Annotated in this window: 21 protein-coding genes; all 21 read right to left on the reverse strand. The window is 65.6% G+C overall.

Annotation, left to right across the window (positions count from 1 at the left end):
- Positions 1 to 311 precede the first annotated feature (311 nt).
- Positions 312 to 1,703 carry a sigma-54-dependent response regulator transcription factor FleR gene (gene fleR / locus BLR75_RS14650; protein WP_084311352.1) on the reverse strand — a complete coding sequence of 464 codons (1,392 nt, stop codon included), beginning with the start codon at positions 1,701 to 1,703 and terminating at the stop codon, positions 312 to 314.
- 5 nt (positions 1,704 to 1,708) lie between these two features.
- Positions 1,709 to 2,914, reverse strand: coding sequence for a sensor histidine kinase (locus BLR75_RS14655; RefSeq protein WP_084311434.1), 1,206 nt, complete (start codon positions 2,912 to 2,914; stop codon positions 1,709 to 1,711).
- Between the two features lie 381 nt (positions 2,915 to 3,295).
- Positions 3,296 to 4,771 (reverse strand): sigma-54 dependent transcriptional regulator, encoded by a 1,476-nt coding sequence (locus BLR75_RS14660; RefSeq protein WP_084311353.1) that lies wholly within the window; start codon positions 4,769 to 4,771, stop codon positions 3,296 to 3,298.
- Between the two features lie 220 nt (positions 4,772 to 4,991).
- Positions 4,992 to 5,288 carry a flagellar protein FliT gene (locus BLR75_RS14665; RefSeq protein WP_084311354.1) on the reverse strand — a complete coding sequence of 99 codons (297 nt, stop codon included), beginning with the start codon at positions 5,286 to 5,288 and terminating at the stop codon, positions 4,992 to 4,994.
- 14 nt (positions 5,289 to 5,302) lie between these two features.
- Entirely contained in the window at positions 5,303 to 5,689 is a 387-nt protein-coding gene (fliS, locus tag BLR75_RS14670) for a flagellar export chaperone FliS (protein WP_084311355.1), read from the reverse strand.
- A 76-nt stretch (positions 5,690 to 5,765) separates the two neighbouring features.
- On the reverse strand, positions 5,766 to 7,229 hold the full coding sequence (fliD, locus tag BLR75_RS14675) for a flagellar filament capping protein FliD (protein WP_084311356.1): 1,464 nt from the start codon (positions 7,227 to 7,229) through the stop codon (positions 5,766 to 5,768).
- 67 nt (positions 7,230 to 7,296) lie between these two features.
- Positions 7,297 to 7,632 (reverse strand): flagellar protein FlaG, encoded by a 336-nt coding sequence (locus BLR75_RS14680; protein WP_084311357.1) that lies wholly within the window; start codon positions 7,630 to 7,632, stop codon positions 7,297 to 7,299.
- 75 nt (positions 7,633 to 7,707) lie between these two features.
- Positions 7,708 to 9,657, reverse strand: a complete 1,950-nt coding sequence (locus BLR75_RS14685) for a flagellin N-terminal helical domain-containing protein (RefSeq protein WP_084311358.1) — start codon at positions 9,655 to 9,657, stop codon at positions 7,708 to 7,710.
- Positions 9,658 to 10,228: 571 nt separating this feature from the next.
- Entirely contained in the window at positions 10,229 to 11,500 is a 1,272-nt protein-coding gene (gene flgL, locus BLR75_RS14690; protein ID WP_084311359.1) for a flagellar hook-associated protein FlgL, read from the reverse strand.
- 10 nt (positions 11,501 to 11,510) lie between these two features.
- Positions 11,511 to 13,526, reverse strand: coding sequence for a flagellar hook-associated protein FlgK (flgK, locus tag BLR75_RS14695; RefSeq protein ID WP_084311360.1), 2,016 nt, complete (start codon positions 13,524 to 13,526; stop codon positions 11,511 to 11,513).
- Positions 13,527 to 13,535: 9 nt separating this feature from the next.
- Positions 13,536 to 14,654 (reverse strand): flagellar assembly peptidoglycan hydrolase FlgJ, encoded by a 1,119-nt coding sequence (gene flgJ, locus BLR75_RS14700; RefSeq protein WP_084311361.1) that lies wholly within the window; start codon positions 14,652 to 14,654, stop codon positions 13,536 to 13,538.
- Between the two features lie 7 nt (positions 14,655 to 14,661).
- Positions 14,662 to 15,762 carry a flagellar basal body P-ring protein FlgI gene (locus tag BLR75_RS14705; RefSeq protein WP_084311362.1) on the reverse strand — a complete coding sequence of 367 codons (1,101 nt, stop codon included), beginning with the start codon at positions 15,760 to 15,762 and terminating at the stop codon, positions 14,662 to 14,664.
- Between the two features lie 77 nt (positions 15,763 to 15,839).
- Complete coding sequence (gene flgH / locus BLR75_RS14710) at positions 15,840 to 16,532, reverse strand: flagellar basal body L-ring protein FlgH (RefSeq protein ID WP_084311363.1); 693 nt, start codon at positions 16,530 to 16,532, stop codon at positions 15,840 to 15,842.
- A 40-nt stretch (positions 16,533 to 16,572) separates the two neighbouring features.
- The gene (gene flgG, locus BLR75_RS14715) at positions 16,573 to 17,358 is read right to left on the reverse strand and encodes a flagellar basal-body rod protein FlgG (RefSeq protein WP_084311364.1); all 786 of its coding nucleotides are present in this window, start codon (positions 17,356 to 17,358) and stop codon (positions 16,573 to 16,575) included.
- Between the two features lie 47 nt (positions 17,359 to 17,405).
- Positions 17,406 to 18,155, reverse strand: a complete 750-nt coding sequence (flgF, locus tag BLR75_RS14720) for a flagellar basal-body rod protein FlgF (protein WP_084311365.1) — start codon at positions 18,153 to 18,155, stop codon at positions 17,406 to 17,408.
- 310 nt (positions 18,156 to 18,465) lie between these two features.
- Entirely contained in the window at positions 18,466 to 19,812 is a 1,347-nt protein-coding gene (gene flgE, locus BLR75_RS14725; protein ID WP_084311366.1) for a flagellar hook protein FlgE, read from the reverse strand.
- A 20-nt stretch (positions 19,813 to 19,832) separates the two neighbouring features.
- A complete protein-coding gene (gene flgD / locus BLR75_RS14730; RefSeq protein ID WP_084311367.1) occupies positions 19,833 to 20,519 on the reverse strand; it encodes a flagellar hook assembly protein FlgD in 687 nt (228 codons plus the stop codon).
- Positions 20,520 to 20,528: 9 nt separating this feature from the next.
- A complete protein-coding gene (gene flgC / locus BLR75_RS14735; RefSeq protein WP_084311435.1) occupies positions 20,529 to 20,969 on the reverse strand; it encodes a flagellar basal body rod protein FlgC in 441 nt (146 codons plus the stop codon).
- Between the two features lie 5 nt (positions 20,970 to 20,974).
- Positions 20,975 to 21,382: a flagellar basal body rod protein FlgB gene (flgB, locus tag BLR75_RS14740; RefSeq protein ID WP_084311368.1), complete on the reverse strand. Its 408-nt coding sequence runs from the start codon at positions 21,380 to 21,382 to the stop codon at positions 20,975 to 20,977.
- Between the two features lie 302 nt (positions 21,383 to 21,684).
- On the reverse strand, positions 21,685 to 22,512 hold the full coding sequence (locus BLR75_RS14745) for a CheR family methyltransferase (protein WP_090416088.1): 828 nt from the start codon (positions 22,510 to 22,512) through the stop codon (positions 21,685 to 21,687).
- Positions 22,513 to 22,609: 97 nt separating this feature from the next.
- Positions 22,610 to 23,542, reverse strand: a complete 933-nt coding sequence (locus tag BLR75_RS14750; protein ID WP_084311370.1) for a chemotaxis protein CheV — start codon at positions 23,540 to 23,542, stop codon at positions 22,610 to 22,612.
- Between the last annotated feature and the right edge of the window lie 55 nt (positions 23,543 to 23,597).

The raw sequence follows: 23,597 nt of genomic DNA on the forward strand, positions 1-23,597 counted from the left end.
TTTTGCATCCGCTAACCATGCATCCACGAAGCATTTCCTGACACGGCGCATTTTGAAATCTTTAGAAACAATTTTAGTGTCGGCGAATTGACTTTTACTCCGACCACTGCAAATTGCAATCGCAAAGCGCCAAAAAATTGTTAATCAGGCGGGAAGGATTGATAGCACGGTGCTATTTAATTGATGGCACGGAACGGGCGGCATGGAATTGCGGCGAGCCCTGAAAACGGCCCGTCATAAAAATGACGACATGTAGGGCGAGTGAAACCCGCCATTTCGGTGCCGATATCCGGCGGGCAGGGAAAAAGCGCTCAACTGGCGTACAGATACGCCTCCACATCCATCCCCGCATCGCGCATCTGCGCCAGCTTGTAGCGCAGCGTGCGCGGGCTGATGCCCAGTCGCTCGGCGGCTTCCTTGCGGCGGCCGCGCTCGCTGCGCAGGGTATCGATGATCATCTGGAACTCGCGCCGCTTCAGGTCCTCGCCCAGCGCGCCGGCTGCCTCGGCGGGTGCGGACGGGGTCGGCGCCGGCTGGGCGAAGACCGGCGGAGCGGCGAACACCGCGTGGCCGATCGGCGCCGTCAGGCACAGGTCGAGCGGCTCGATCTGCCCGCCCTGCTGCAGGATCAGCGCGCGCTGGATGGCGTTGTCCAGCTCGCGCACGTTGCCCGGCCAGGCATGCGCCAGCAGCGCGGCGCGGGCATCGCTGGAGAGGCCCACCGGCGGATGGTTCATCTTGCGCACGTGCTTGGCCAGCAGGCGCTCGGCCAGCGGCAGGATGTCCGCGGGGCGCTCGCGCAGCGGTTTCCAGGCCAGCGGGAAGACCGAGACGCGGTAGTAGAGGTCCTCGCGGAAACGCCCCGCCGCCACTTCGCCGAGCAGGTCGCGGTTGCTGGTGGCCAGCACGCGGATGTCCAGGCTCAGCGGCTTGCGCGCGCCGACCCGTTCCACCTCCCGCTCCTGCAGCACGCGCAGCAGCTTGGCCTGCAGGGCGAGGGGCATCTCGGAAATCTCGTCGAGAAGGATGGTGCCGCCGTCGGCCAGCTCGAACTTGCCCGGCTGGGCGGCGACGGCGCCGGTGAAGGCACCCTTCTCGTGGCCGAACAGGGTCGCTTCGAGCATGTTGTCGGGGATCGCCGCGCAGTTGATGGCGATGAACGGCCCGCTGGCGCGCGGCGACTGCTGGTGGATGTAGCGCGCCAGCACCTCCTTGCCGGTGCCGGATTCGCCGGAGATCAGCACGGTGGAATCGCTGCGCGCGACCCGCGCGGCCAGCTCCAGCAGTTGCCGGCTGGCCGGCTCCAGCGCCACCGGGCCGTCGCCCTCGCCCGCCGTCGCGCGGCCCAGGGCGTGGCGAGCCACCAGTTCCAGCAGCGCCTTCGATTCGAAGGGCTTGACCAGGTAGTCGGCGGCGCCCTGGCGCATCGCTTCCACCGCACGATCCACCGCGCCGTAGGCGGTCATCAGCAGCACCGGCAGCTGCGGATGGCGCGCGCGGATCAGGCCGAGCAACTGGTGGCCGTCCATGCCCGGCATGTTCACGTCGCTGATCACCAGGTCGAACGCCTCGCGCTCCAGCGCCGGCAGCGCCGCCTCGGCGCAGTCCACCGCGACGAACTCGTGGCCGCCGAGCAGCAGCGTATCGGACAGCGCTTCGCGCAGGGCGCGGTCGTCTTCGACCAGCAGGACTTTGGCGGACATGGCGTTCATTCCTTGTTCGGGGAAGCGGGTGCGGCGATCAGCGGCAGGATGAGGGTGGCGCAGGTGCCGCGGCCCGGCCGCGAGCGCAGGCGCAGCTCGCCCTGGTGGGCCCTGGCGACGGCCTTGACCACGGCCAGGCCGAGACCGGTGCCGGTGTTGCGGGTGGTGAAGAAGGGTTCGCCGAGGCGCGCCAGGGTGGCGGCGTCCATGCCCGGGCCGTCGTCGGCGATGGACAGGCGCAGGCTGTCGTCGCGGCGATACAGGTGGACCTTCAGGCGCACCTCGCGGCCGGCGGCCTGGATGGCGTTCTCGATCAGGTTGAGCAGGCTGCCGACCAGGGTGTCGCGGTTGCACAGCAGCTCGCCGCCGCGCACGTCGCACTGCCAGCGAATCTGCAGCCCTTCGACGTGGGCTTCGGCGGCCGCGCGCAGGCTGGCGAGCAGCTGCGGCGGGCTCAGCCGATCCGGCAGCGGCAGCTCGCCGCGGGCGAACACCAGCATGTCGCGGACCTGGTTCTCCAGCTCGTGCAGGCGATCCTTGAGCCGGCCGGCGAAGCGCTGCTGCTGTTCCAGCGGCAACTGCTGCTCGCTCAGGTGGCTGGCGTAGAGCATGGCGGCGGACAGCGGCGTGCGGATCTGGTGGGCCAGCGAGGCGACCATCCGCCCCAGCGCGGACAGGCGCTCGTGACGGGCCAACTGGTCCTGCAGGCGACGGGTTTCGGTGAGGTCGTTGAGCAGCACCAGTTGCCCCGGCTCGCCGCTCAGGGAACGGGTGGCGATGGACAGGCGGCGGCCATCGCGCAGGGAAATCTCGTGACCGTCATCCTCGCGCGGCGCGAAGCAGCGGGCGATCACCTGGCGCCAGAGCATGCCCACCAGCGGCTGGCCGAGCAGCCCGCGCGCCGCCGGATTGGCCTCACGCACCACGCCCTGGCCATCGATGACGATGACGCCGCCGGGCAGCAGGTCGAGCAGGCTCTGCAGGCGGTTGGCCAGGCGCTCCTTTTCCGCCAGCTCCTGCATGCGCTGCGCGCTGACCAGCGCCAGCTGCCCCTTCAGCTCGGAGACGCGGGCCTCCAGCAGGCTGTAGGACTCGTTGAGCTGGCTGGACATCTGGCTGAACAGGGTCAGGGCCTGTTCCAGGCCGGCGCGGCTGCTCTCCTCCACCGCGTTCGGCGGCGTGGGCAGGGACTGGCTGTTGGCGGCTTGCATCATGCGGCTCTCTCTTCCTTCCGACGTCATCGAACTGTCGGTCGGAGGAGGCATAGCAAGGGGCGTGCCGGAAATTTCCCAGGAGCGCGTGGGATTTGTTCGGTGGATAGCCCGCGACATCGGCGGCGCCGGGATTTCGCGGGCATGGCCCGCTCCTACATGGGATTCGCGAGCAAGCTCGCTCCTACGAAGAGCGGGAACGTACCTGTAGGAGCCAGCTTGCTGGCGATCCAGGTTCCATCCAGCGCCGGCGTGCCATGGTTCCCACGCTCCTGCGTGGGAACCCATCCGGGGACGCTCCTGCGTCCCTTCGACGCGGGAGCGTCGAGAGCGGCATTCCCACGCGGGAGCGTGGGAACGATGGATTTTCGTGGCGGGGCGTCAATCCTCCGCCACTTCCTCCTCGCGGCGGGTCATGCCGTACTTGCGCATCTTCTCCACCAGGGTGGTGCGGCGGATGCGCAGGCGTTCGGCGGCGCGGGCGACCACGCCGTTGGCGTCGTCCAGCGCCTGCTGGATCAGGCCCTGTTCGAGGTTCGCCAGGTAATCCTTGAGGTCGAGGCCTTCCACCGGCAGCAGCGCCGGCGAATCCAGGCCCGGCAGGCCGCCGTTGATCACCGCGCGCTCCTCCAGGGATTCGCGCAGGCCGCTGACCAGTTGCTCGTCCTCGTCGTCGACGTGGCGGAATTTCTTCGGCAGCTCGCCGACACCGATCACCCCGTAGGGATGCATGATCGCCAGGCGCTCCACCAGGTTCGCCAGTTCGCGCACGTTGCCCGGCCAGTCGTGGCGGCACAGCGACATGATGGCGGCGGAGTTGAAGCGGATCGAACCGCGCTTCTCGTGCTCCATCCGCGAGATCAGTTCGTTCATCAGCAGCGGGATGTCTTCCACCCGCTCGCGCAGCGGCGCCATCTCGATGGGGAAGACGTTCAGGCGGTAGTACAGGTCCTCGCGGAAGCCGCCCTCCTCGATCATCCTCTCCAGGTTCTTGTGGGTGGCGGCGATGATGCGCACGTCGACGTTCTGCGTCTTGTTGCTGCCGACCCGCTCGAAGGTGCGTTCCTGCAGCACGCGCAGCAGCTTGACCTGCATCTGCAGCGGCATGTCGCCGATCTCGTCGAGGAACAGGGTGCCGCCGTTGGCCAGTTCGAAGCGCCCGGCGCGGCTGGTGATGGCGCCGGTGAAGGCGCCCTTCTCGTGGCCGAACAGTTCGCTTTCCAGCAGCTCCGCCGGGATCGCCCCGCAGTTCACCGGCACGAACGGCGCGTCGCGGCGCTTGGAGTGGTAGTGCAGGTTGCGCGCCACCACTTCCTTGCCGGTGCCGGACTCGCCGAGGATCAGCACGCTGGCGTCGGTATCGGCGACCTGCTGCATCATCTGCCGCACCTGCTGGATGGCGCGGCTGGTGCCGACCAGGCTGCGGAACAGGTTGGTCTCGCGCTGGCGGCCGCGCTCGCGGGCCTGGTCGTACATCTCGCGATAGACCTGGGCGCGGTGCAGGGAATCGAGCAGCTTGTTGTAGCTCGGCGGCATTTCCACGCTGGCGAGGATGCGCCGACGCACGTCCTCCGGCCATTCCGGCTGCGCCGTCTCGTCGAGCAGCAGCACCGGCAGGAATTCGTCCCAGGCCGCCAGTTGCTTGAGCAGCTCCAGCGCCCCGCCCTTGCTCTCCACCTCGCCGAGCAGGACGCAGAGCACCGCGCGGCTGCCGTCGGCCAGTTCGGCCGTGGTCTCGCGCCACTGCCGGCTGGAACAGGCCAGGTGATCTTCGCCCAGGAAATTGAGGATTACCGAGAGCTCGCGGCGACGCTCGGGGTTGTCATCGATCAGCAGAATCTTGGTTTCGCGCCACATCTTGATCTTTCTTCCTGGAGTCTGGAGGCCGGCCAACGGCGGGAAGAGACAATGCCGGCGACAAGACAACCTCCATACTCGCCAGCATTTAGCCAGTATTAAAGTAAAGAACCCCGAGGGAGTCAAATAAATGGCGTGTTTTTTTTGATGCTATGACCGACGCCGTCCCCTGGCGGGTTGGGCTTTAAGATACGCGAACTGCGGTCCGAAAACTTCCGAATCAACCGAATAATTGGTAGACCTTGGCGCCCTGGCGCGACTGGTTCAGCTGGCGCAGCTCATCGGCGATGCGCTGGCGCTCCGCCTGGCAGATGCCCACCAACTCGCGGTACAGCTCCTGCAGCTCGCCCAGGCGCGTGCGCAATTCCCCGGTATCGTCCCCGGCCTGCGCCATCGCCTCCTCCACCGCCTGCCGGCAGCGCAGGTCCAGCTCCCCGATCGCAGCCCAGTCCCGGCTGTCCAGGGCCGCGCGCAAGGCGCTGCCGGTCTCTTCGAGGAACTGCACGGACGAACTCATCGACTTCTCCTGGGTCACGCGGCGTGGGCGATGCCGTCCCAACCGGACTTGATTTCACGCAGCAGGCCGGCGACTTCGTCCAGCTTCGCGGGGTCGTTTTCGCGGTTGGCTTCGACGAGGCGCATCACCATGTATTCGTAAAGGCTTTCGAGATTGCGCGAGAGTTCGCCACCCACTTCGTGGTCCAGCGGCTCGCGCAGGCCGTTGATAATGGAAATGGCCTTGCCGATCAACTCCCCTTTCTCGGCAATCGATTGCCGCTCGATGGCGCCGCGGGCCTGGGCGATGCGTTCCAGTCCGCCTTGCATGAGCATCTGGATCAGGCGGTGCGGGCTGGCCTCGAACACTTCGCTCTGGATGCCGACCCGCTGGTATTGCTGCATGGCGCGCATGGCGTACATGGAATGAATCTCCTCGTTGATTCCTGATACCTCCTGTATCGGCAACGAGTCCGCCATCTTTACCGATTTTTCCCCATCAATCCTTCTGGCTGACGAAGCCCGGCATGTTGTCGAACAGCGAGGTCAGGCTGTCGCTGGTGTTCTTCAACTGGCCGACCAGGGCGTCCATGGCGTTGAACTGCTTGTACAGGCGCTCGCTGAGCGCGGTCATCCGTGCGGTCAGGTCCTCCTTCTGCTTGTCGACCTTGTCCAGGGTCGCCTGCAGAGCGTCGGTGCGCAGTTCGAGAATGCCATCGCCATCGGTATAGGCCTTGAGCTTGTTGCCCAAACGCGTCGCCAGCCCATCGTCACCGGTGAAATAGCCGGCAATGCCGTCGAAATTGCTGGTAACCGCCTTGCCCAGCTTGTCCGAGTCGACCTTCAGAGTGCCATCCTGCTGGGTGGTCACGCCGAGGTCGGCGAGGCCGCGGATCACACCGTCGCCCTGCACGGAAACCAGTTCGTTGCGGATGGTGTTGACCAGCGAACGCACCGAGCTGTCGCCGACCAGATCGCCAGTCACCGGAGCATCAGTCTCGTTGACCACGGTAACCTTGGTAGCGGAGTTGATGTAGTTGATCAGCACGTTGTAGGCATCGACGAACTTCTGCACGTTGCCCTTCACGCCGGCCTGGTCCTGGGCCACGGTCAGCGTACTGCTGCCGGTCGCCTTGAGGTCGATGCTTACGCCGCTGATGCGGTTGCCGATGGTGTTGGAATCGGACGTGACGCTCAGGCCATCGATCTTCAGCTTGGCGCTCTGCGCCGTGGTGAGGACCTTGCCCGCCTCGTCGTATGCCTTCAGCGCGGCCTGGTAATCGGCGTCGTCGACGCCATCGGGATAGTCCGCGGAGTCGGGGGCGACCGCATTGCCGCTGAACGCCAGCTTGCTCAGCGAGGTGGTGCCGTCTTCATCGCCGGCACCGGTGACATCCACGCTGATGTCGTTGCCGTCACCCTGCTTGGCGCCGGTCAGCACCAGGCGCGAGCCATGGTCGTCGGTGACGATATTGGCGCTGACGCCTGCCGCGGCCTTGTTGATCGCATCGCGGATGCCGGACAGGGTGTTGTTGGTCGAGTCGATCTTCAGTTCGAGGATCTGCTCGCTGCCGACCTTGATCGACAGCGTGCCGCTGGAGAGCTTCTTGTCATCGCCCGACGGCACCGCCGCCAGCGCCACCTTGCTGGGGCTGGCGAGCTGGGAGACTTCCAGCTGGTAGGTGCCGGACGGCGCGCTCTGGCTGGCCGTGGCGGTGAATACCTTGGTGTCGGAAGAAGTCGCCGTGCGGGCGAGGAACTGCGACGGGCTGTTGAGCGCCACCAGAGCGCTCTGGAAGGTGCTGATCGCGCCCTTCAGCTGCCCGAGGGCGGTGAGCTGGGTGGTGGTGGTCTTCTCCAGCTTGGCGAGCTGGTTCTGCTTCGGCGCCTGCTCGGCACCGACGATGGCCGTGACCATGCTGTCGATGTCCATGCCCGAGCCGATACCGGTAATGCCAGCCATTGCGCTCCTCCGTCAAAGAATCGTCTGGATCGGTGATTTCCAACCGATGAGACAAGAACCATGCCAGCTACGCATGCGCCTCGAACATCAGGCTGCGCAGCTCCTTCAATCGCTCCGCCAGGCGCAGGGCTTCCTCCGAGGGAATCTGCCGCACCAGGTCGCCGGAATCGCGGTCGATCACCTTGATCACCACCTGGCCGCTGGCTTCGTCGACGCTGAAATCGAGATTGCGCTGCAGGCTCTGCACGAAGGAGGAAATGCTCGTGACCGCCGAATCCAGGCGATCCCGTGAAATCGATGCGTCCTCCTGCCGGGGCAAGGAGGATTGCCGGGAGCTGTCGCCGGCCAGGCTACGAGTGCCGGGCAACGACGAAGACGTGGAAGCGATTTTCGAAATATCCATGTCCTTCCCTCACACGAGCAAAAAAGGAGGAAGGGCATGGCCCTTCCTCCTGACGCTTATCGCGAGCTTCCTGCCTTACTGCAGCAGGGAGAGAACCGCCTGCGGCAGCTGCTTGGCCTGGGCGAGGATCGCGGTGCCGGCCTGTTGCAGCACCTGGTTCTTCGACAGGTTGGCGGTTTCCGAGGCGTAGTCGGTGTCCTTGATCCGGCTGCGGGCAGCGGAGGCGTTTTCCGAGATGTTCTGCAGGTTGTTGATGGTGTTCTCGAAGCGGTTCTGCACCGCACCGAGGTCGGCGCGCTGGGAGTCGATACCGGCCAGGGCGTTGTCGATCACGGCGATGGCGCGCTGGGCGCCGTCGGCGGAGGAGATGTCGACTTCGCTGACGGAGTTCTTGGTGGCGCTGGCGGAACCGAAGAGTTCGTGGCCGCCGGGGACGCCGGTGATGGTCACGTCGTCACCAGTAGAATTGCCGCCGCTCACCGCAGTGTTAGTAGTGGTATAGGTGTCATCATTCTTCAACTTATTGAAGGTGAGAGTTACGCTGCCTTGGCTAGAAGAGGCGGTACCATTAGCAATTATCCCCCCAACAGTTCCAAACGTGATATCACCGCCGTTGGCCGATCGAATAGTGTTCTTAGAGGTATCTATAATCAAAGCACCAGTTTTATCCTGCTCTTTGATGGCCGCAAGTAAATCATCCGTGCCAGTGAAAGCTTTATCCCCGGTATAACTAGACAAATCAATTGTCAGTTCGCCATAAGCAGCATTAGCAACTTTAATCTCGGTCAAAGTGAACTTTGCGGGATCCTTAGTTACATCAGGAGTACCACCCTGAACATAGGCAACATCTGACAGTTTCACTTCGTTGAAGTGCTGGACGGCGTTCGTGGTCGGAGCGGATATCGCATAGCTCTCCGGCGAGTTGAGCTGCACATAGCCCACCACCGTTTTGCCCTCAGTATCAGCCACCGCGGTTTTTGGACCAAAGTTGCCGGAAGCATCCTGCACTTGCACACTTACGCCGACCTGATTGTTGGTGCTCTTGCCGAAAGAAACGTTCTCGCCGGTGGAAGATTCGATGGTCAGCTTACCGTCAGTGGACAGGTTGGCCTTCAGGCCCAGCTTGGCGGCGTTGGAATTGAGCTGCTGCGCCAGGTTCTCGGTGGAGGTGACGCCCACCAGGTTGACGGTGGCGGCGTTCTCGCCGCTGCCGACCTTGATGGTGAAATCGGCGGACTGGCCAGCTGTAGCATTCACTTCGGCAGTGAACACTGTGCGCGCGGTGGCGGTCAGTCCCGGCAGCGCGCCGTTGAACTTGCCGGCCAGGGTCTTGGCGCTGTCATCAGCAGCAACGTGCACGGAGGTGGAAACGCCACCACCCACTACAGACAGATTCCGATCGGTGAAGGCGGCGCTGGCATCAGCAACGACGCTGGCGGTACGGGTCGACAGGTTGTCTGCAGTCGGCACGCCGCTGGTGGCCGCAGCATTGGTCTTGCTACCAGTCTGGTAGGAACCGATAGCACTGGCCGAAGCGTTCTTCACGGTAACGTCGATGGTTTCGTAGGCGTTGGAACCAACCTGGAAGCTGGAGGTACCGAAGGAGCCATCCATCAGCTTGCGGCCACCGAAGGTGGTGGTTTCGGCGATACGGGTCAGTTCGCTCTGCAGCGCGGAAACTTCCTTCTGCAGGGAAGCGCGGTCGGCGTCGCTGTTGGAGCCGTTGGCGGACTGGATAGCCAGGTCGCGCATGCGCTGCAGCAGGTTGGTGGACTGCTGCAGGGCGCCTTCAGCGGTCTGCGACAGGGAGATGCCGTCGTTGGCGTTGCGTACCGCCACGCCCAGGCCGCTGATCTGGTTGGTCAGACGGTTGGAAATCTGCAGGCCTGCGGCATCGTCCTTGGCGCTGTTGATGCGCGAACCGGTGGACAGACGCTCCAGCGAAGTGCTCAGCGCGCTGGAAGTGGTGGACAGGTTGCGCTGGGTGTTCAGGGAGGCAATGTTCGTGTTGACGGTAAGGGCCATGGCGGTCTCCTTCAGAGGTCCTGTTTGATGCCTGAGCTCGCGATATCTCGGCCTGCTTGCTCAGGTATCCCAAGAATTCGCATTCATCCTTCTTATCGGCGCCGGTTCGTGGATCTTTAGCGAAATTGCTTGCTTTTTTCTTTCGCTGTCGGTGGGCGGCCGATTCAACATGCCCGCGACCCGGAGTGGCGTCGTGAGCGGTACATCCACGCTATCGACCGAAGTGGCCGGGGCTTTAATCCGAAAGTGCGTTGCAAATCCTGGAAACCGAACCTGTAGGAGCCAGCTTGCTGGCGATCATCCGTGTCCGCCGGCCGCTCAGGTGTTGGCGGTAACCTCCGGGATCGCCAGCAAGCTGGCTCCTACAAGGCCGTGCCGCATGCACCCTACCCGGCCGATACCGATCTTTCCCGTACCTGTAGCGCGCCATGCGCGCGACACCGTCGCAGGTCGCGGGCATGGCCCGCTCCTACAACGTCACCCACCCTTATCGTTCCCATGCTCCTGCGTGGGTATGCAGCCCCCGACGCTCCCGCGTCGATAGGGTCGTCACATTCCGGGATGGCTCCCCTCAACCGAGATAGTTGAACAGGCTCAGCCCCCGCACCTTCACGTAGCTCTGCTGCGCCGCCTGCAGCACGGTCGACTGCAGCGACAGGCGCGACAGCGCTTCGGCGTAGTCCAGGTCCTGCAGGTCGGAAATCACGCCGGTGTTCACCAGGGTCACGTCGTCGATGAAGGTTTCCGTCGACTCGATGGTGTTCAGCCGCGCACCGATCTGCCCGCGCACCTTGAGCACCTGGTTGTTCGCCGCGTCGAGGTTGGACAGGGCGATGGCGGTGGCATCGCGCACCGTGTAGTTGCCACTCTGGTCATTGGGAATGGCGCTCAGCGCCTTGCGCAGGTCGGCCACGCTGTCCAGCAGGCCGCGCTTTTCGTTGGCCGGGTCGCGTCGGATGCTGAAGTCGTCGCCCGCCTTCACCTCGCCATCGATCTGCACCTTCACCCCGCCATAGCGGATGAAGTCGCTGGTCTGGCTGTTGTCGTCGATGGAACCACTGCCCAACGCCGCATAGCTCGCCGGCAACCCCGGATCGTTGAGGTCGTAAACCTCGTAGTTCCGGTCATCGAGAAAACGGATGCCGATGCCATCGCCCGCCGCCGGCGGGTTGCTCGACGGGAACTCGCCGTCGTAGGCCAGCTTGTCCTCCACCAGCCCCAGCGAAATCCGCCCCGTGCCGCTATTGCCTGCCGCCGCCCCGGTGGTCACCCGGTTGGCGTTGAACACGTTCTCGAACAGTTTCTTGCCGCTGTCGCTGATCGGCAGCAGGGTGCTGCTGGCGATCTGCACCTGGCGCTGGCTGTCGTCGCCCTGGTAGCTGTAGGTACCGTCGGCGTTGCGGATGAAGGGCTGGGTGTCGCCCTGGGAGCCGGAGAACAGGTACTTGCCGTTGGCGTCCCGGCTGTTCAGCAGGTTCAGCAGTTCGTCTTCGCGCTGCGACAGTTCGCTGGCCAGCGCCTGCTTGTCGGTGGAGTCCTGGGCGCCGTTGCCGGCCTGCACGGCGATCTCGCGGATGCGCTGCAGCACGTTGCCCACCGAGGTGAGGATGGCCTCCTCGCTGTTCAGGCTGTTCTTCGCCGCGGTGAGGTTGGTCTTGTACTGGCCGTTGAGCGCCTGCTCCTGGCTGAGCTGCAGCAGGCGCACCGAGGCCACCGGGTCGTCGGCCGGGGTGAGGATGCGCTTGCCGGTGCTGATCTGCTCCTGGGTGCGGGTGACGCTGGAGTAGTTGCGCTGCAGGCCGGCGACCGAGTTGTTGTAGGCCTGGATGGTCGAGATACGCATGTCTCAGTCCTTAGCGGAAGCTGCCCAGCAGGGTGTCGAACAGCGAGCGGGCGATCTGGATCACCTGCGCCGATGCGTTGTAGTACTGCTGGAACTGGATCAGGTTGGCCGCCTCTTCGTCGAGGCTCACGCCGGACAGCGAGTCGCGGCTGTCCTGGGCCTGCTTGAGCACCGTGGCGCTGGCGTCGGAGTTGTTGCGCACCTGTGCGGTCAGGGTGCCGATGCGCTCCACCAGCCCGCCATATGCAGAGTTGAAGTTGCTGCCGTTGCTGCCGCCCACCGTGGCCTTGCTCTGCAGGGCGGAGAGCGCCAGGGCGTTGCTGTTGTCGGAGACGCCCTTGCTGTTGAACGCCAGGCTGAAGCTGTCGCCGGTCTGCGGCACGCCGCTGAGGGTGAATTCGTAGCTGTAGCTGTTGCCGGTCCCCGGGTCGGTGTAGTCCAGGCGCAGGGTGTTGGTCTGGTCCGGCACCAGAATGCCTGGAGTCGGCGAGACGTAACTGAGCGACGCGCCCGCCGGCAGGCTGCCGGTGAACGTATTGCCGGCGGCGTCGAAACTCAGCGAGAGACCGCTGCCGAACAGGTTCTGCAAGTCGCCGACCACCACTGGCGACGGCCCGCCGATCAGCTGCGGCTGCCCGATGCTGCCGTTGCCGCGGTTGTTGGTGGCGGTCTCGCCGCGCGCGGTACCGGCGAACGCCAGTTGCTCGGCCTTGAGCTGGGTGTTGCGGATATCGCCGGCGCCGTTGCGGGTCGGTTGCAGGGTGAAGCGGTCGCCCGCCGCGGGCAGCGCATCCAGGGTCACTTCGAAGCCCTGCCCCTCGCCCTTCGAGTCGGCGAAGCTCAAGGTGTACGGGCCGGTTCCCGACACCGTCACATCGATCTTCTCGCCATCGCTCATGCGTCGCGCGGTGAAGCCGGTGCCGTCGTAATCCAGCCGATAGTCGCTGGGATTCAGCTTGCCGGTGTCGGTGATCGACAGGCCGGCCTTCACCACGCCCGTATTGCCGCTCCGCTCCAGCACCCGCAGCGCGGTCAGGTCCGGATCGTTGATATCGACGAACAGCTTGCCGCCCGCCTGGCCGGCCAGGTCCAGCCCCTGCCCCAGCTGGCGGTTGATCGCATCGGTGAAGGTCAGGGCGATCTGCCCGAGCTTGTTGTAGGCGTTGTCCAGCGCGGTGTCGCGGTAGGCCAGCAGGCCGCCCATCTGGCCGCCGGAAATCTGCGGGGTGATGGTCTGGGTGACGCTGCCGCTGACCAGTTGCACCTGATGGCGGCCGGGGTCGTCCGTGCCCGGCACCACCTGCAGGGTCGAGACCTTGTTGCCCACCACCAGCGGCTGGCCGGTGCCGATGAACAGGCTGAGGGAGTTGTCGTCCTGCTGCACCACCTGCACGCCGACCAGTTCGGAGAGCTGGCGCACCGCCTCTTCGCGGGCGTCCAGCAGGTCGTTCGGCGCCACGCCGGTAGCCACCGTCTTGAGGATCGCCTCGTTGTAGCCGGCCACAGTCGAAGCCAGCGCGTTGACCTGGCTGGCCAGCGAGCCGAGCTGCTGGTTGATCAGGCCGTTCTGCTTGTCGAGCTGGTCGTACAGCGTGTTGAAGGATTTCGACAGCCCCTGCGCCTCGGCCAGCAGCCCCTCGCGGCCCTCGCTGGCGGACGGATTGGAAGCGGCGGTCTGCAGCGCGGCGAAGAATTTCTGCAGCGCCGGGCTGATGCCGGTGGTGGTGTCGGAGAGCAGCGCGTCGAGCTGTTCGATCTGCCCCTTGAAGGCATCCAGCTCGTTGCTCTGGCTGGTGGCCGTGCGCACCTGGCCGGTGAGGAAGTCGCTGGCCAGCCGGCGCACGTCGGCCACCTGGCTGCCGGTGCCGACGTAGCCGAAGCCGGCGAACTGCGGAATGCTGGTTTCCTGCACCGCCTGCTGGCGCGAATAGCCGGGCGTGTTGACGTTGGCGATGTTGTGCCCGGTGCTGGTCAGGGATGTCTGGGTCGAACGCAGACCCGACAGGGCGATGGACAACAAGCTCATGGTCTTTCCTTAGATTTTCCGGGTCGGCCCATCGGCCATGGCGACGGTCTCGTACACCCGCATCTGCCGGGCGATCTGGTTGACCTTGCGCGCGTACTGCGGATCGGTGGCGTAGCCGGCCTGCTGCAGTTCCTTCATGAACTGCTCGGGCCGGGTGGCGGAGTCGAGGGCGTCCTGGTAGCGGTCGTTGTTCTGCAGGAAGCTGACGTAGTCGTGGAAGCTCTGCTCGAACGAGTCGTAGGCGCGGAACGCGGCGACCTCGCGGACCTTGCGGCCGTTCTCGTATTCGCTGGTCAGCGCCTTGGCGGAGTCGCCCTGCCAGCTGCCGCCGGCCTTGATGCCGAACAGGTTGTGGCCGCTGCTGCCGTCGCGGCGGACGATCAGCGACTTGCCCCAGCCGGTTTCCAGCGCGGCCTGGGCGACCAGGTAGCGCGGGTCGACGCCGATGCGCTTGGCGGCGCGTTCGGCCATCGGCAGCATGGTGGCGATGAATTCGTCGCGGGAGGCGAACAGGCGCTGGCCCGGCTTCAGGTTCTTCTTCCCCTCGACTGCCGCGGCGACCCGGTCGTACTTGCCGGAAGCGCGCCAGTCGTCCCGCGCCAGCGGCTTGCCCTCCCCTGCGCCGGCGACACCCGGAGCGATGCCGGCGACCTGGCGGTCCTTGAGCTTGCCGGGCAGCGCCAGGCGGCGGGCGTTCAGCGCCTGGCGGTCGTCGCGCAGCGGCTGCGGCGATTCGGCCTTCGCCAGCGGCCTGTCGCCGATCTGGGCGAACGGATTGCCGCCGTTGGACTTCACCCCGCTCATCTGCTGCATCTGCCGCACCAGCACGTCGGCCATGCCGATGCCGTGGCCGTCGCGGGACAGCGACAGCGACAGCTGCTGGTCGTGCATGTCCTGGTACTGCTTGCTGGTCTCGCTGTTGAGGTAGTTGTCCTTGGCGAACACCTCGTTGGCCGAGCGCATCGACTTCATCATTTCGTTCATGAACAGCGCTTCGAATTCCTGGGCGACCTTGCGGATGTTGCCCTCGCTGTTGCGGTCGCCGGTCTTCAACTGGTTCAGCCGGTTGAGATCGGTGTAGGCGCCGCTGTCGGCGGAAAGGCGGGCGTTGAACAGGCGTGCGTCCATGGCGACCTCAGATCACGATCAGCTCGGCCTGCAGCGCGCCGGCCTGTTTCAGGGCTTCGAGGATCGCCATCAGGTCGCCGGGCGCCGCGCCGACCTGGTTCACCGCGCGGACGATCTCGTCCAGCGTGGTCCCCGGGCCGAACTTGAACATCGGCTTGGCTTCCTGCTCGGCATTCACCCGCGAACGCGGGACCACGGCGGTCTGGCCGTTGGAGAACGGGCCGGGCTGGCTGACGATGGGGTCTTCGGTGATGGTCACGGTGAGGCTGCCGTGGGTCACGGCGGCCGGCGACACGCGCACGTTCTGGCCGATGACGATGGTGCCGGTGCGCGAGTTGATGATGACCCTGGCCACCGCCTCGCCGGACTGCACCTCGAGGTTTTCCAGCACCGACATGTAGTCGACCCGCTGGCCCGGATCGAGCGGCGCGCTGACCCGCACCGAGCCGCCGTCGATGGCCTGGGCCACACCCGGGCCGAGCAGGTCGTTGATGCGGTCGACGATGTGCTTGGCGGTGGTGAAATCCGGACGGTTGAGGTTGAGGGTCAGGCTGTTGCCCTGGTCGAAGCCGCTCGGCACCGCGCGCTCCACCGTGGCGCCGGACGGCACGCGGCCGGCGGACGGCACGTTGACGGTGATTTTCGAACCGTCGCGGCCCTCGGCATCGAAGCCGCCGACGACGAGGTTGCCCTGGGCGATGGCGTAGGTCTGGCCGTCGATACCCTTCAGCTGGGTCATCAGCAGGCTGCCGCCGCGCAGGCTCTTGGCGTTGCCGATGGAGGAAACGGTGATGTCGATGGCCTGGCCGGGCTTGGCGAACGGCGGCAGGTCGGCGTGCACGGAGACCGCGGCGACGTTCTTCAGCTGCACGTTGCCGACGTTCGCCGGCACCTTGATGCCGAACTGCGCCAGCATGTTGTTGAAGGTCTGCAGGGTGAACGGCGTCTGCGTGGTCTGGTCGCCGGTGCCGTTGAGGCCGACCACCAGGCCGTAGCCGATCAGCTGGTTGTTGCGCACGCCCTGGATGGTGGCGATGTCCTTGAGGCGTTCGGCCTGGGCGGGCAGGCACAGCAATGCACAGAGCAGAATCATGTAGGAGCGGGCCATGCCCGCGACCCTGCCAACACGGAAAATTTCGCGGGCATGGCCCGCTCCTACAGTGATCATCGTCCGCACCACCCTGCTCAGAACGGCCACATCGGGCTCAGGAAGAACCGGTCGAGCCAGCCCGGCTGGCTCGCGTCGGCGAAGGCGCCGGTGCCGGAATAGGTGATGCGCGCGTCGGCCACGCGGTTCGAGGGCACGGTGTTGTCGGTGGCGATGTCGTCGGCGCGGACCAGGCCGGCGATGCGCACCAGCTCGTTGCCGGTGTTCAGGGTCATCCACTTCTCGCCGCGCACGGCGAGGATGCCGTTGGGCATGACCTCGGCCACGGTGACGGTGATCGAGCCGGTCAGGCTGTTGCTCTGCGCCGCCTGGCTGTCGCCCTTGGCGTCGCGCGAGCCGGCGTACTGGGCATCCAGCGTCAGGTTGCCGCCGGTGACCGGATTCTTGGTCGACACCCCGCCGCCGAACAGCGAGGTCAGGCTCATGTTGGTCTTGCTGTCCTTCTGGATGTCGGAGTTGGCCTTCTTGCTGGCCTGGGTCTTCTCGTTGAGCGTGATGGTGATGATGTCGCCCACGCGGAAGGCCTTGCGGTCGCTGAAGTAGTTGTTGTCAAAGCCGGCCTGGTAGATCGCGCCGTTGTTCTGCGCCGCCGGCAACGGCGTGCGCGGCAGCACCGGGGCGTAGTACGGGTCGTCCGCTTTCGGCGGCGGACTGACGCACCCGGCCAGGGCGGCCACGGCCAGCAGCGGAAGGATCAGGAAACGGCGCATACAACTACCTCTCAGGGAGCCGCTGGGGCTCCGTCACGCATCAAAGATTTTGAGTCACGAACGACAACATCTGGTCCGCCGTCGAAATGACCTTGGAGTTCATCTCGTAGGCGCGCTGGGTGGTGATCATGTTCACCATCTCCTCCACCACGCTGACGTTGGAGTTCTCCAGGGTGTTCTGCTGCACGGTGCCGAGGCCGTTCAGACCCGGGGTGCCGACCTGCGGCGCGCCGCTGGAGGCGGTTTCGAGGAACAGGTTGTTGCCCATCGCCTGCAGGCCGGCCGGGTTGATGAAGTCGGCGGTCTGCAGGTTGCCGATGATCTGCGGCTGCGGGTTGCCGGCGGTGGTCACGGAGACGGTGCCGTCCTGGCCAACGGTGAAGGTCTGGGTTTCCGCCGGCACCACCACGGCCGGCTCCAGCGCGTAGCCGTTGGAGGTGACGATCTGCCCGTCGGAGTTCAGGTGGAAGCTGCCGTCGCGGCTGTAGGCGACTGTGCCGTCCGGCATCAGCACCTGGAAGAAGCCGCGGCCGTTCACCGCCAGGTCCAGCGGGTTGTCGGTGGTCTGCAGGCTGCCGGCGGTGAAGTTCTTCTGCGTGCCGACCACGCGCACACCGGTGCCGAGCTGCAGGCCGGAGGGCAGCTGGCTGTCCTGGCTGGACTGGGCGCCGGGCTGGCGGTTGATCTGGTACAGCAGGTCCTGGAATTCGGCGCGGTCGCGCTTGAACCCGGTGGTGGACACGTTGGCCAGGTTGTTGGAAATGGTGGTCAGGTTCATGTCCTGGGCCGCTAGACCCGTCTTGCTGACCCACAGTGCCGGAAGCATGTCGTTCTCCTGGCGGCGCCGTCATTCCGGCGCCGCGAACTGGTTGATTAGCTGAATTGCAAGACCCGGGCCGCAGCCGCCGCGTCGTCCTCGGCGGTGCGCATCATCTTCACGTGCAGCTCGAACTGGCGGGACAGGGCGAGGATCGCGGTCATCTCTTCCACCGCGTTGACGTTGCTCGATTCGAGGAAGCCGGACTGCAGCCGCGCGTTGGCGTCGGCCTGTGGCGGCAGCTGGCCGGGCTCGACTTTCGTGCGGACCAGGCCGTCGGCGCCCTTCTCCAGCTGCTTCGGATTCAGGGTGACCAGCTTGATGCGGTCGACCTCGGCCATGACGCTGGGGTTGTCGCCGAGGCCGCGGATGCTCAGGGTGCCGTCCTCGCCGATCTCGACCTTCTGCTGCGGCGGCACGGCGATCGGCCCGCCATTGCCGAGCACCGGCAAACCGTCGCCGGTGCGCAGCTGGCCGAGGGCGTCGATTTCCAGGCTGCCGGTGCGCACGTAGGCTTCACCGCCGTCCGGCGCCTGCACGGCGATCCAGGCGTCGCCCTTGGCGGCGACGTCGAGGTCGCGGCCGGTCTGCTGCAGGCTGCCGGCGGAGAAGTCGGTGCCGGGCCGCTCGCTCATCGCATAGGCCCGCGCCGGGAAGCCGTCGCCGAACACCTGCATCGAACGCGCCTGTTCAAAATCCCGGCGGAATCCGCTGGTGGAGATGTTCGCCAGGTTGTTGGCGTGAGCGCGCATGGCCAGGGTGTTCTGGCTCGCTCCACTCATCGACACGTACAGCATCTTGTCCACGGCAATCCTCCGGCGTTTTTCAAATTCCGAAGGGGCTTCAGCAAGGGCTGTGCCAGAAACCGGGAGGCGGCGTATCTATTTGTTTTCGTTCAAATAAAAAGGCTCCCGAGGGAGCCTTGTGAAGTGCCGGCGGCGAAATGCTGCCGCTGGCGGCAAGGGGGTTGCCGCCTGTTTTCTATCGCGGGCATGGCCCGCTCCTACACGGTTTATTGGATCCCCGCGTTCGCGAGGATGACGGGTGTGAGGTGAGGCTTCATCCCTCTCCGTCTTTCCCGCGAACGCGGGAATCCAATAGAAAACCTACGCCTCATCACCGCAGATTGATGATGGTGTCGGAGATGGTGCTCTCGGTCTGGATGGTCTTGGCGTTCGCCTGGTAGTTGCGCTGGGCGACGATCAGGTTGACCAGTTGCGCGGTCAGGTCGACGTTGGATTCCTCCAGCGCGCCGGAGCTGACCGAGCCGAGGGTGCCGGAGGTCGGCGTGCCGATCACCGCCTCGCCGGAAGCCAAAGTCTGCTTCCAGCCGGTGTTGCCGACCGGGGTCAGGCCCTGGGAATTGGCGAAGCTGGCGAGGATCACCTGGCCGATGGGCTTGGATTCGCCGTTGGTGTAGGTGGCGTAGATCTGCCCGTCCTGGGCGATGGACAGGCCGGACATCTGGCCGGTGCCGTAGCCGTCCTGGGTCACCGCGGTGACGGCGAAGGCGGTGTTGGTCTGGCTGGTCTTGCTCATGTCGAAGCGGATGCCGTCGGCGGACGGAACGGCGCCGTTCGAGCCCCAGGTCACCGGGTTGCTGTCGGGGTCGGTGATGGTCGCCGGCACCCAGTTGCCGAGGGTCAGCGCGCCGTTGGCGTCCAGGCCGAAGGCCGGGATGGTGCTGGTGGGGTCGGCGGGATCGGCCAGGTTGACCGGCGCGATGGAAGTCAGCTGCCCGGCGCCATTGAACTGCAGCGAGGTACGCAGCGGCGAGGTGCTGGCCGGATCGGTCGGTGCGCGGCCGTCGACCAGCGTGTACATGCTCCAGCCGTTGCTCTCGTCCTTGACGAAGTAGTTCGTCATGGTGTGCGAGTTGCCCTGGGAGTCGTAGATGTCCACCGAGGTCGACCAGTTGTAGCTGCCGGCGTCGGTGGCGTCGAACGGGACGATGCTCGGCGGCTTGGCGGTGGAGTTCAGGCTCAGGGTCGAGGTGATCGCCGAGGTCGGGTTGGGCAGCTGGTTGGTGGTGTCGACGCGCAGGTCGCCGATCACCCCGTTGACGATGGTGCCGCTGCCATTCACGCCGTAGCCCTGCAGGCGGTTGCCGGAGTTGTCGACGATGAAGCCGGAGGCGTCGGTGCGGAACACGCCGGCGCGGGTGTACATGCGCGCGCCGTTGTCGCTGACCATGAAGAAGCCGTTGCCGTTGATCGCCAGGTCCAGGCTGTTGCCGGTGCTGCTGATGTTGCCCTGGGTGAACTGCTGGGCGATGTTCTGCGTGACCACGCCGCTGCCCACCGAGTTGCGGCCGTTGCCGAACATGGAAATGGCGTAGAGGTCGCCGAACTCGGTGCGCGACGACTTGAAGCCGGTGGTGCCGACGTTGGCGATGTTGTTGCCGGTGACGTTGAGGTCGGTGCTGGCGGCGTTCAGACCACTCAGGGCGGTATTGAAGGACATGGATCTGCTCCTTTATGGATTCACTTGCCGATGGTCTGGACGCTGGAGGCCCGCACCCCGCCGATGCCGGCGAGGTTGAGGATCATGCCTTCGCCGCTCTGCCCGAGGGTCACGCTGTTGACCGTGGCCGGCAGGTAGGTGGCGAGATCGACGGAGGTGCCGTCGAAGCTGGCCGAAGCCTTGAACTTGTAGATGCCGCCGGAAACGAAGTTGCCGTCCTCGTCCTTGCCGTCCCAGCTGAAGTCGGCGCTGCCGGCCTTCTGCGTGCCGAGGTCGAGGGTGCGCACCAGTTCGCCGGATTCGTCGTAGATCTTCACCGTCACGCCATCGCCGGAGGCCGGCATGGCGAAGCTGCCGTCGAGCGACTCGCCGGACTCCAGCTGCGCCTTGTCGGACGCGACTATCACCGAGCGGCCGACCAGCGACGAGGCCTGCAGCGCCTGGGACGACTGGAACGCGGAGTAGAAGGAGCCGAGGGTGCCGTCGAGGTTCTGCATGCTTTCCAGGCTGCTGAACTGCGCCAGCTGCGAGACGAAGGCGGTGTTGTCCTGCGGCTCCAGCGGGTTCTGGTTGTTCATCTGGGTGACCAGCAACTGCAGGAAGGAGTCCTTGCCGAGGTTGTTGCTGCCGGCGCTCGCATCGGCGCCGCGCGAGGTGCCGTTCAGGTTCGCCAGGATCGCACTGGACGTGCTGCTATCTACGTTCATCGAGGTTCCTTACTGACCCAGGGTCAGGACCTTCTGCATCATCTGCTTGGCGGTGTTCATCATTTCCGCGTTGGTCTGGAAGGCGCGGCTGGCGGAGATCATGTCGGTCATTTCCTCCACCACGTTGACGTTCGGGTAGTACACGTAGCCCTCGGCATTGGCCGCCGGATGGTTCGGCTCGTAGCGCGGCACCAGCGGGCTCTGGTCCTCGACCACGCCGAGCACCTGCACGCCGCTGCCGGCCTGGTCGCCCTCGGCGAACAGCGAGCCCTGCCCGCCCTGCGCCTGCTGGAACATGGTGGCGAACACCGGATGGCGGGAGCGGTAGGTCTGGTCGACGCTGGAGGAAACCGTCTCGGCGTTGGCGATGTTGCTGGCGGTGGTGTTCAGCCGGGTGGTCTGGGCGCTCATGCCGGTGCCGGCGATGTTGAAGACATTGGCTAGCGACATGGCGATCACTCCCCGCGCAGGGCGCTCATCAGGCCCTTGAACTTGTTGTTGAGGAAGGTGAAGGAAGCCTGGAAGTGCACCGAGTTCTCGGCGTACTTGGCCTGCTCGACCTGGGCATCGACGCTGTTCTGGTCCAGCGACGCCTGCATCGGGATGCGGTACTGCAGGACGTCGTCGCCCGCGCCGAAACCTTCCGCGGCGATGTGCCGGGCGCTGGTGCGGGTGGCGGCGAAGGCGCCGTGCTGCGTCTTCTCGGCCTGGGCGGCGAGCACGCTGGCGAAGTCCAGGTCGCGCGCCTTGTAGTTCGGGGTGTCGGCGTTGGCCAGGTTGTTGGCCAGCACCTCGGCCCGCTGCGAACGGAACGCGAGGGCCTGCTGGTGGATGCCGAGGGCTTTGTCGAAGCTGATGCTCATGGTCACGAACCTTTGCCGGTATGGGCCTGCCATCACTTCAGCAAGGTGCGTGCCAGATCATTCAGCCTTTATGAATCAGGGAGTTGGGCGATTCTGCCGGCGGCAGGCGGCAAGGGTTTTCCGCCTGGCGGCAAAGCGAAGCGGCAAGCGTAGGGTGGATCACGCTCCACCCTACGTTTCTGTCTTGGCATCTCGGCGCATTTTGTTCGCGAGCAAGGACTGGGCGTCCCCCTCGGTCCTGCGAAGAGCGGGAACGTGCCTGTAGGAGCGGGCCATGCCCGCGACCGGCCCCGCCGCCGCCGTCACTTCGCCCGGTAAACGATCCCCGGATTGCACTGCACCATCTGGTAATGCTCCGGCAATCCGTTCAGCGCCTCGGAGGCGCCGAGGAACAGGTAGCCGCCCGGCTTCAGCGCCGCGTGCATGCGCAGCAGGATGTCGCGCTTGGCTTCCACCGAGAAGTAGATCAGCACGTTGCGGCAGAAGATCAGGTCGAACTTGCCCAGCAGCGCGTAGCTGTCCAGCAGGTTCAGCGCGCGGAATTCGACGCGGCTGCGGATTGCCGGCTTCACCGTCCAGCGTCCCGGCGAGCGCTCCTCGAAGTAGCGCTGCTGGCGTTCCGGCGCCAGGCCTCGGCCCATCGCCAGGTTGTCGTACTCGCCGGACTTGCATGCCACCAGCATCGAGCCGGACAGGTCGGTGGCGACGATCTGCGCCCCGCCGCGCAGCTGGCCGAGATTGCTGCGCTCGAATTCGTCGATCGCCATCGACAGCGAATAGGGCTCCTGGCCGGACGAACAGGCCGCCGACCAGATGCGCAGGCGCTGGCCGGGGTTGGCCTTGATCAGCTCGGGCAGGATGCGGCTCTTCAGCACCTCGAACGGATAGGTGTCGCGAAACCACAGGGTCTCGTTGGTGGTCATGGCGTCCACCACCTGCTCGCGCAGCGCGGCGCCGCCCGGCGCCTGGACCTTCTGCAGCAGTTCGCCGAGCGAACGGATGCCGACCTGCTCCATCAGCCGGTTGAGCCGGCTGGACACCAGGTACTGCTTGTTGGCGCCCAGCACGATCCCGCAGGTCTTCTCCAGGAAGGCCCGGAACAGCTCGTATTCGGAGGGGGTCGCGGTCAAGGAAATCGCCTCTTTGCGCTGGGGGAATGGCGTGCAGGGCGCGCCGCCGGTCAGGCCCGGCAGGGGCCTGACGGCGCGCGTGACGCCGGCGATCGGTTCAATGTCCATCCACGGCCCTGATGCGCTCGCTCACCCGTGCCGCCAGGTCGTCCGGATTGAACTTGGCGAGGAAGTCGTTGGCGCCGACCTTCTTCACCATGGCCTGGTTGAACACGCCGGACAGCGAAGTATGCAGGAGAATGTGCAGGTCCTGCAGCCGCGTGTCGTGACGGATTTCCGCCGTGAGGGTGTAGCCGTCCATCTCCGGCATCTCGATGTCCGAGATCACCATCAGCAGTTCCTGCCCCGGCCGCCCGCCGGCATCCACCATCTGCCGCAGGTAGTCCAGCGCCTGGCGGCCGTCGCCGAGGGCGAAGGCTTCCACGCCCACGGTGTCCAGGCAGCGCAGCAGCTGCTTGCGCGCCACCGAGGAGTCGTCCACCACCAGCACGCGCTTGCCCGGCGCGCGGCTCTGCACCTCGGGGTCGAGCACGCCGTCGGAAATCTTCTCGGAAGTCGGCGCCACTTCGGCGAGGACCTTCTCCACGTCGATGATTTCCACCATCCGCCCGTCCACCCGCGTCACCGCCGTCAGGTAGTGGTCGCGGCCGGTACCGCTGGGCGGCGGCAGGACTTCCTCCCAGTTCAGGTTGACGATGCGCTCCACCGACTGCACCAGGAAGCCCTGCACCTTGGTGTTGTACTCGGTGATGATCACGAAGCTGTTGGCGAGATCGCGCAGCCCCGGGCGCCCGGTCGCCATCGACAGGTCGAGGATCGGGATGGTGCCGCCGCGGATGTTCGCCACCCCGCGCACCACCTGGTTGGACTTTGGCATCACCGTCAGCCGCGGGCACTGCAGCACCTCGCGCACCTTGAACACGTTGATCCCGTAAAGCTGGCTGCCATCCAGACGGAACAGCAGCAATTCGAGGCGATTCTGCCCGACCAGCTGGGTTCGCCGGTCGACCGAATCCATGACTCCGGCCATTGCACCTCCCCGCAGTGCCGCCTCGACTGCCGGGCGGCACGACCATTGCTTGAAC

Source organism: Pseudomonas jinjuensis, from assembly GCF_900103845.1.
Classification (GTDB): domain Bacteria; phylum Pseudomonadota; class Gammaproteobacteria; order Pseudomonadales; family Pseudomonadaceae; genus Pseudomonas; species Pseudomonas jinjuensis.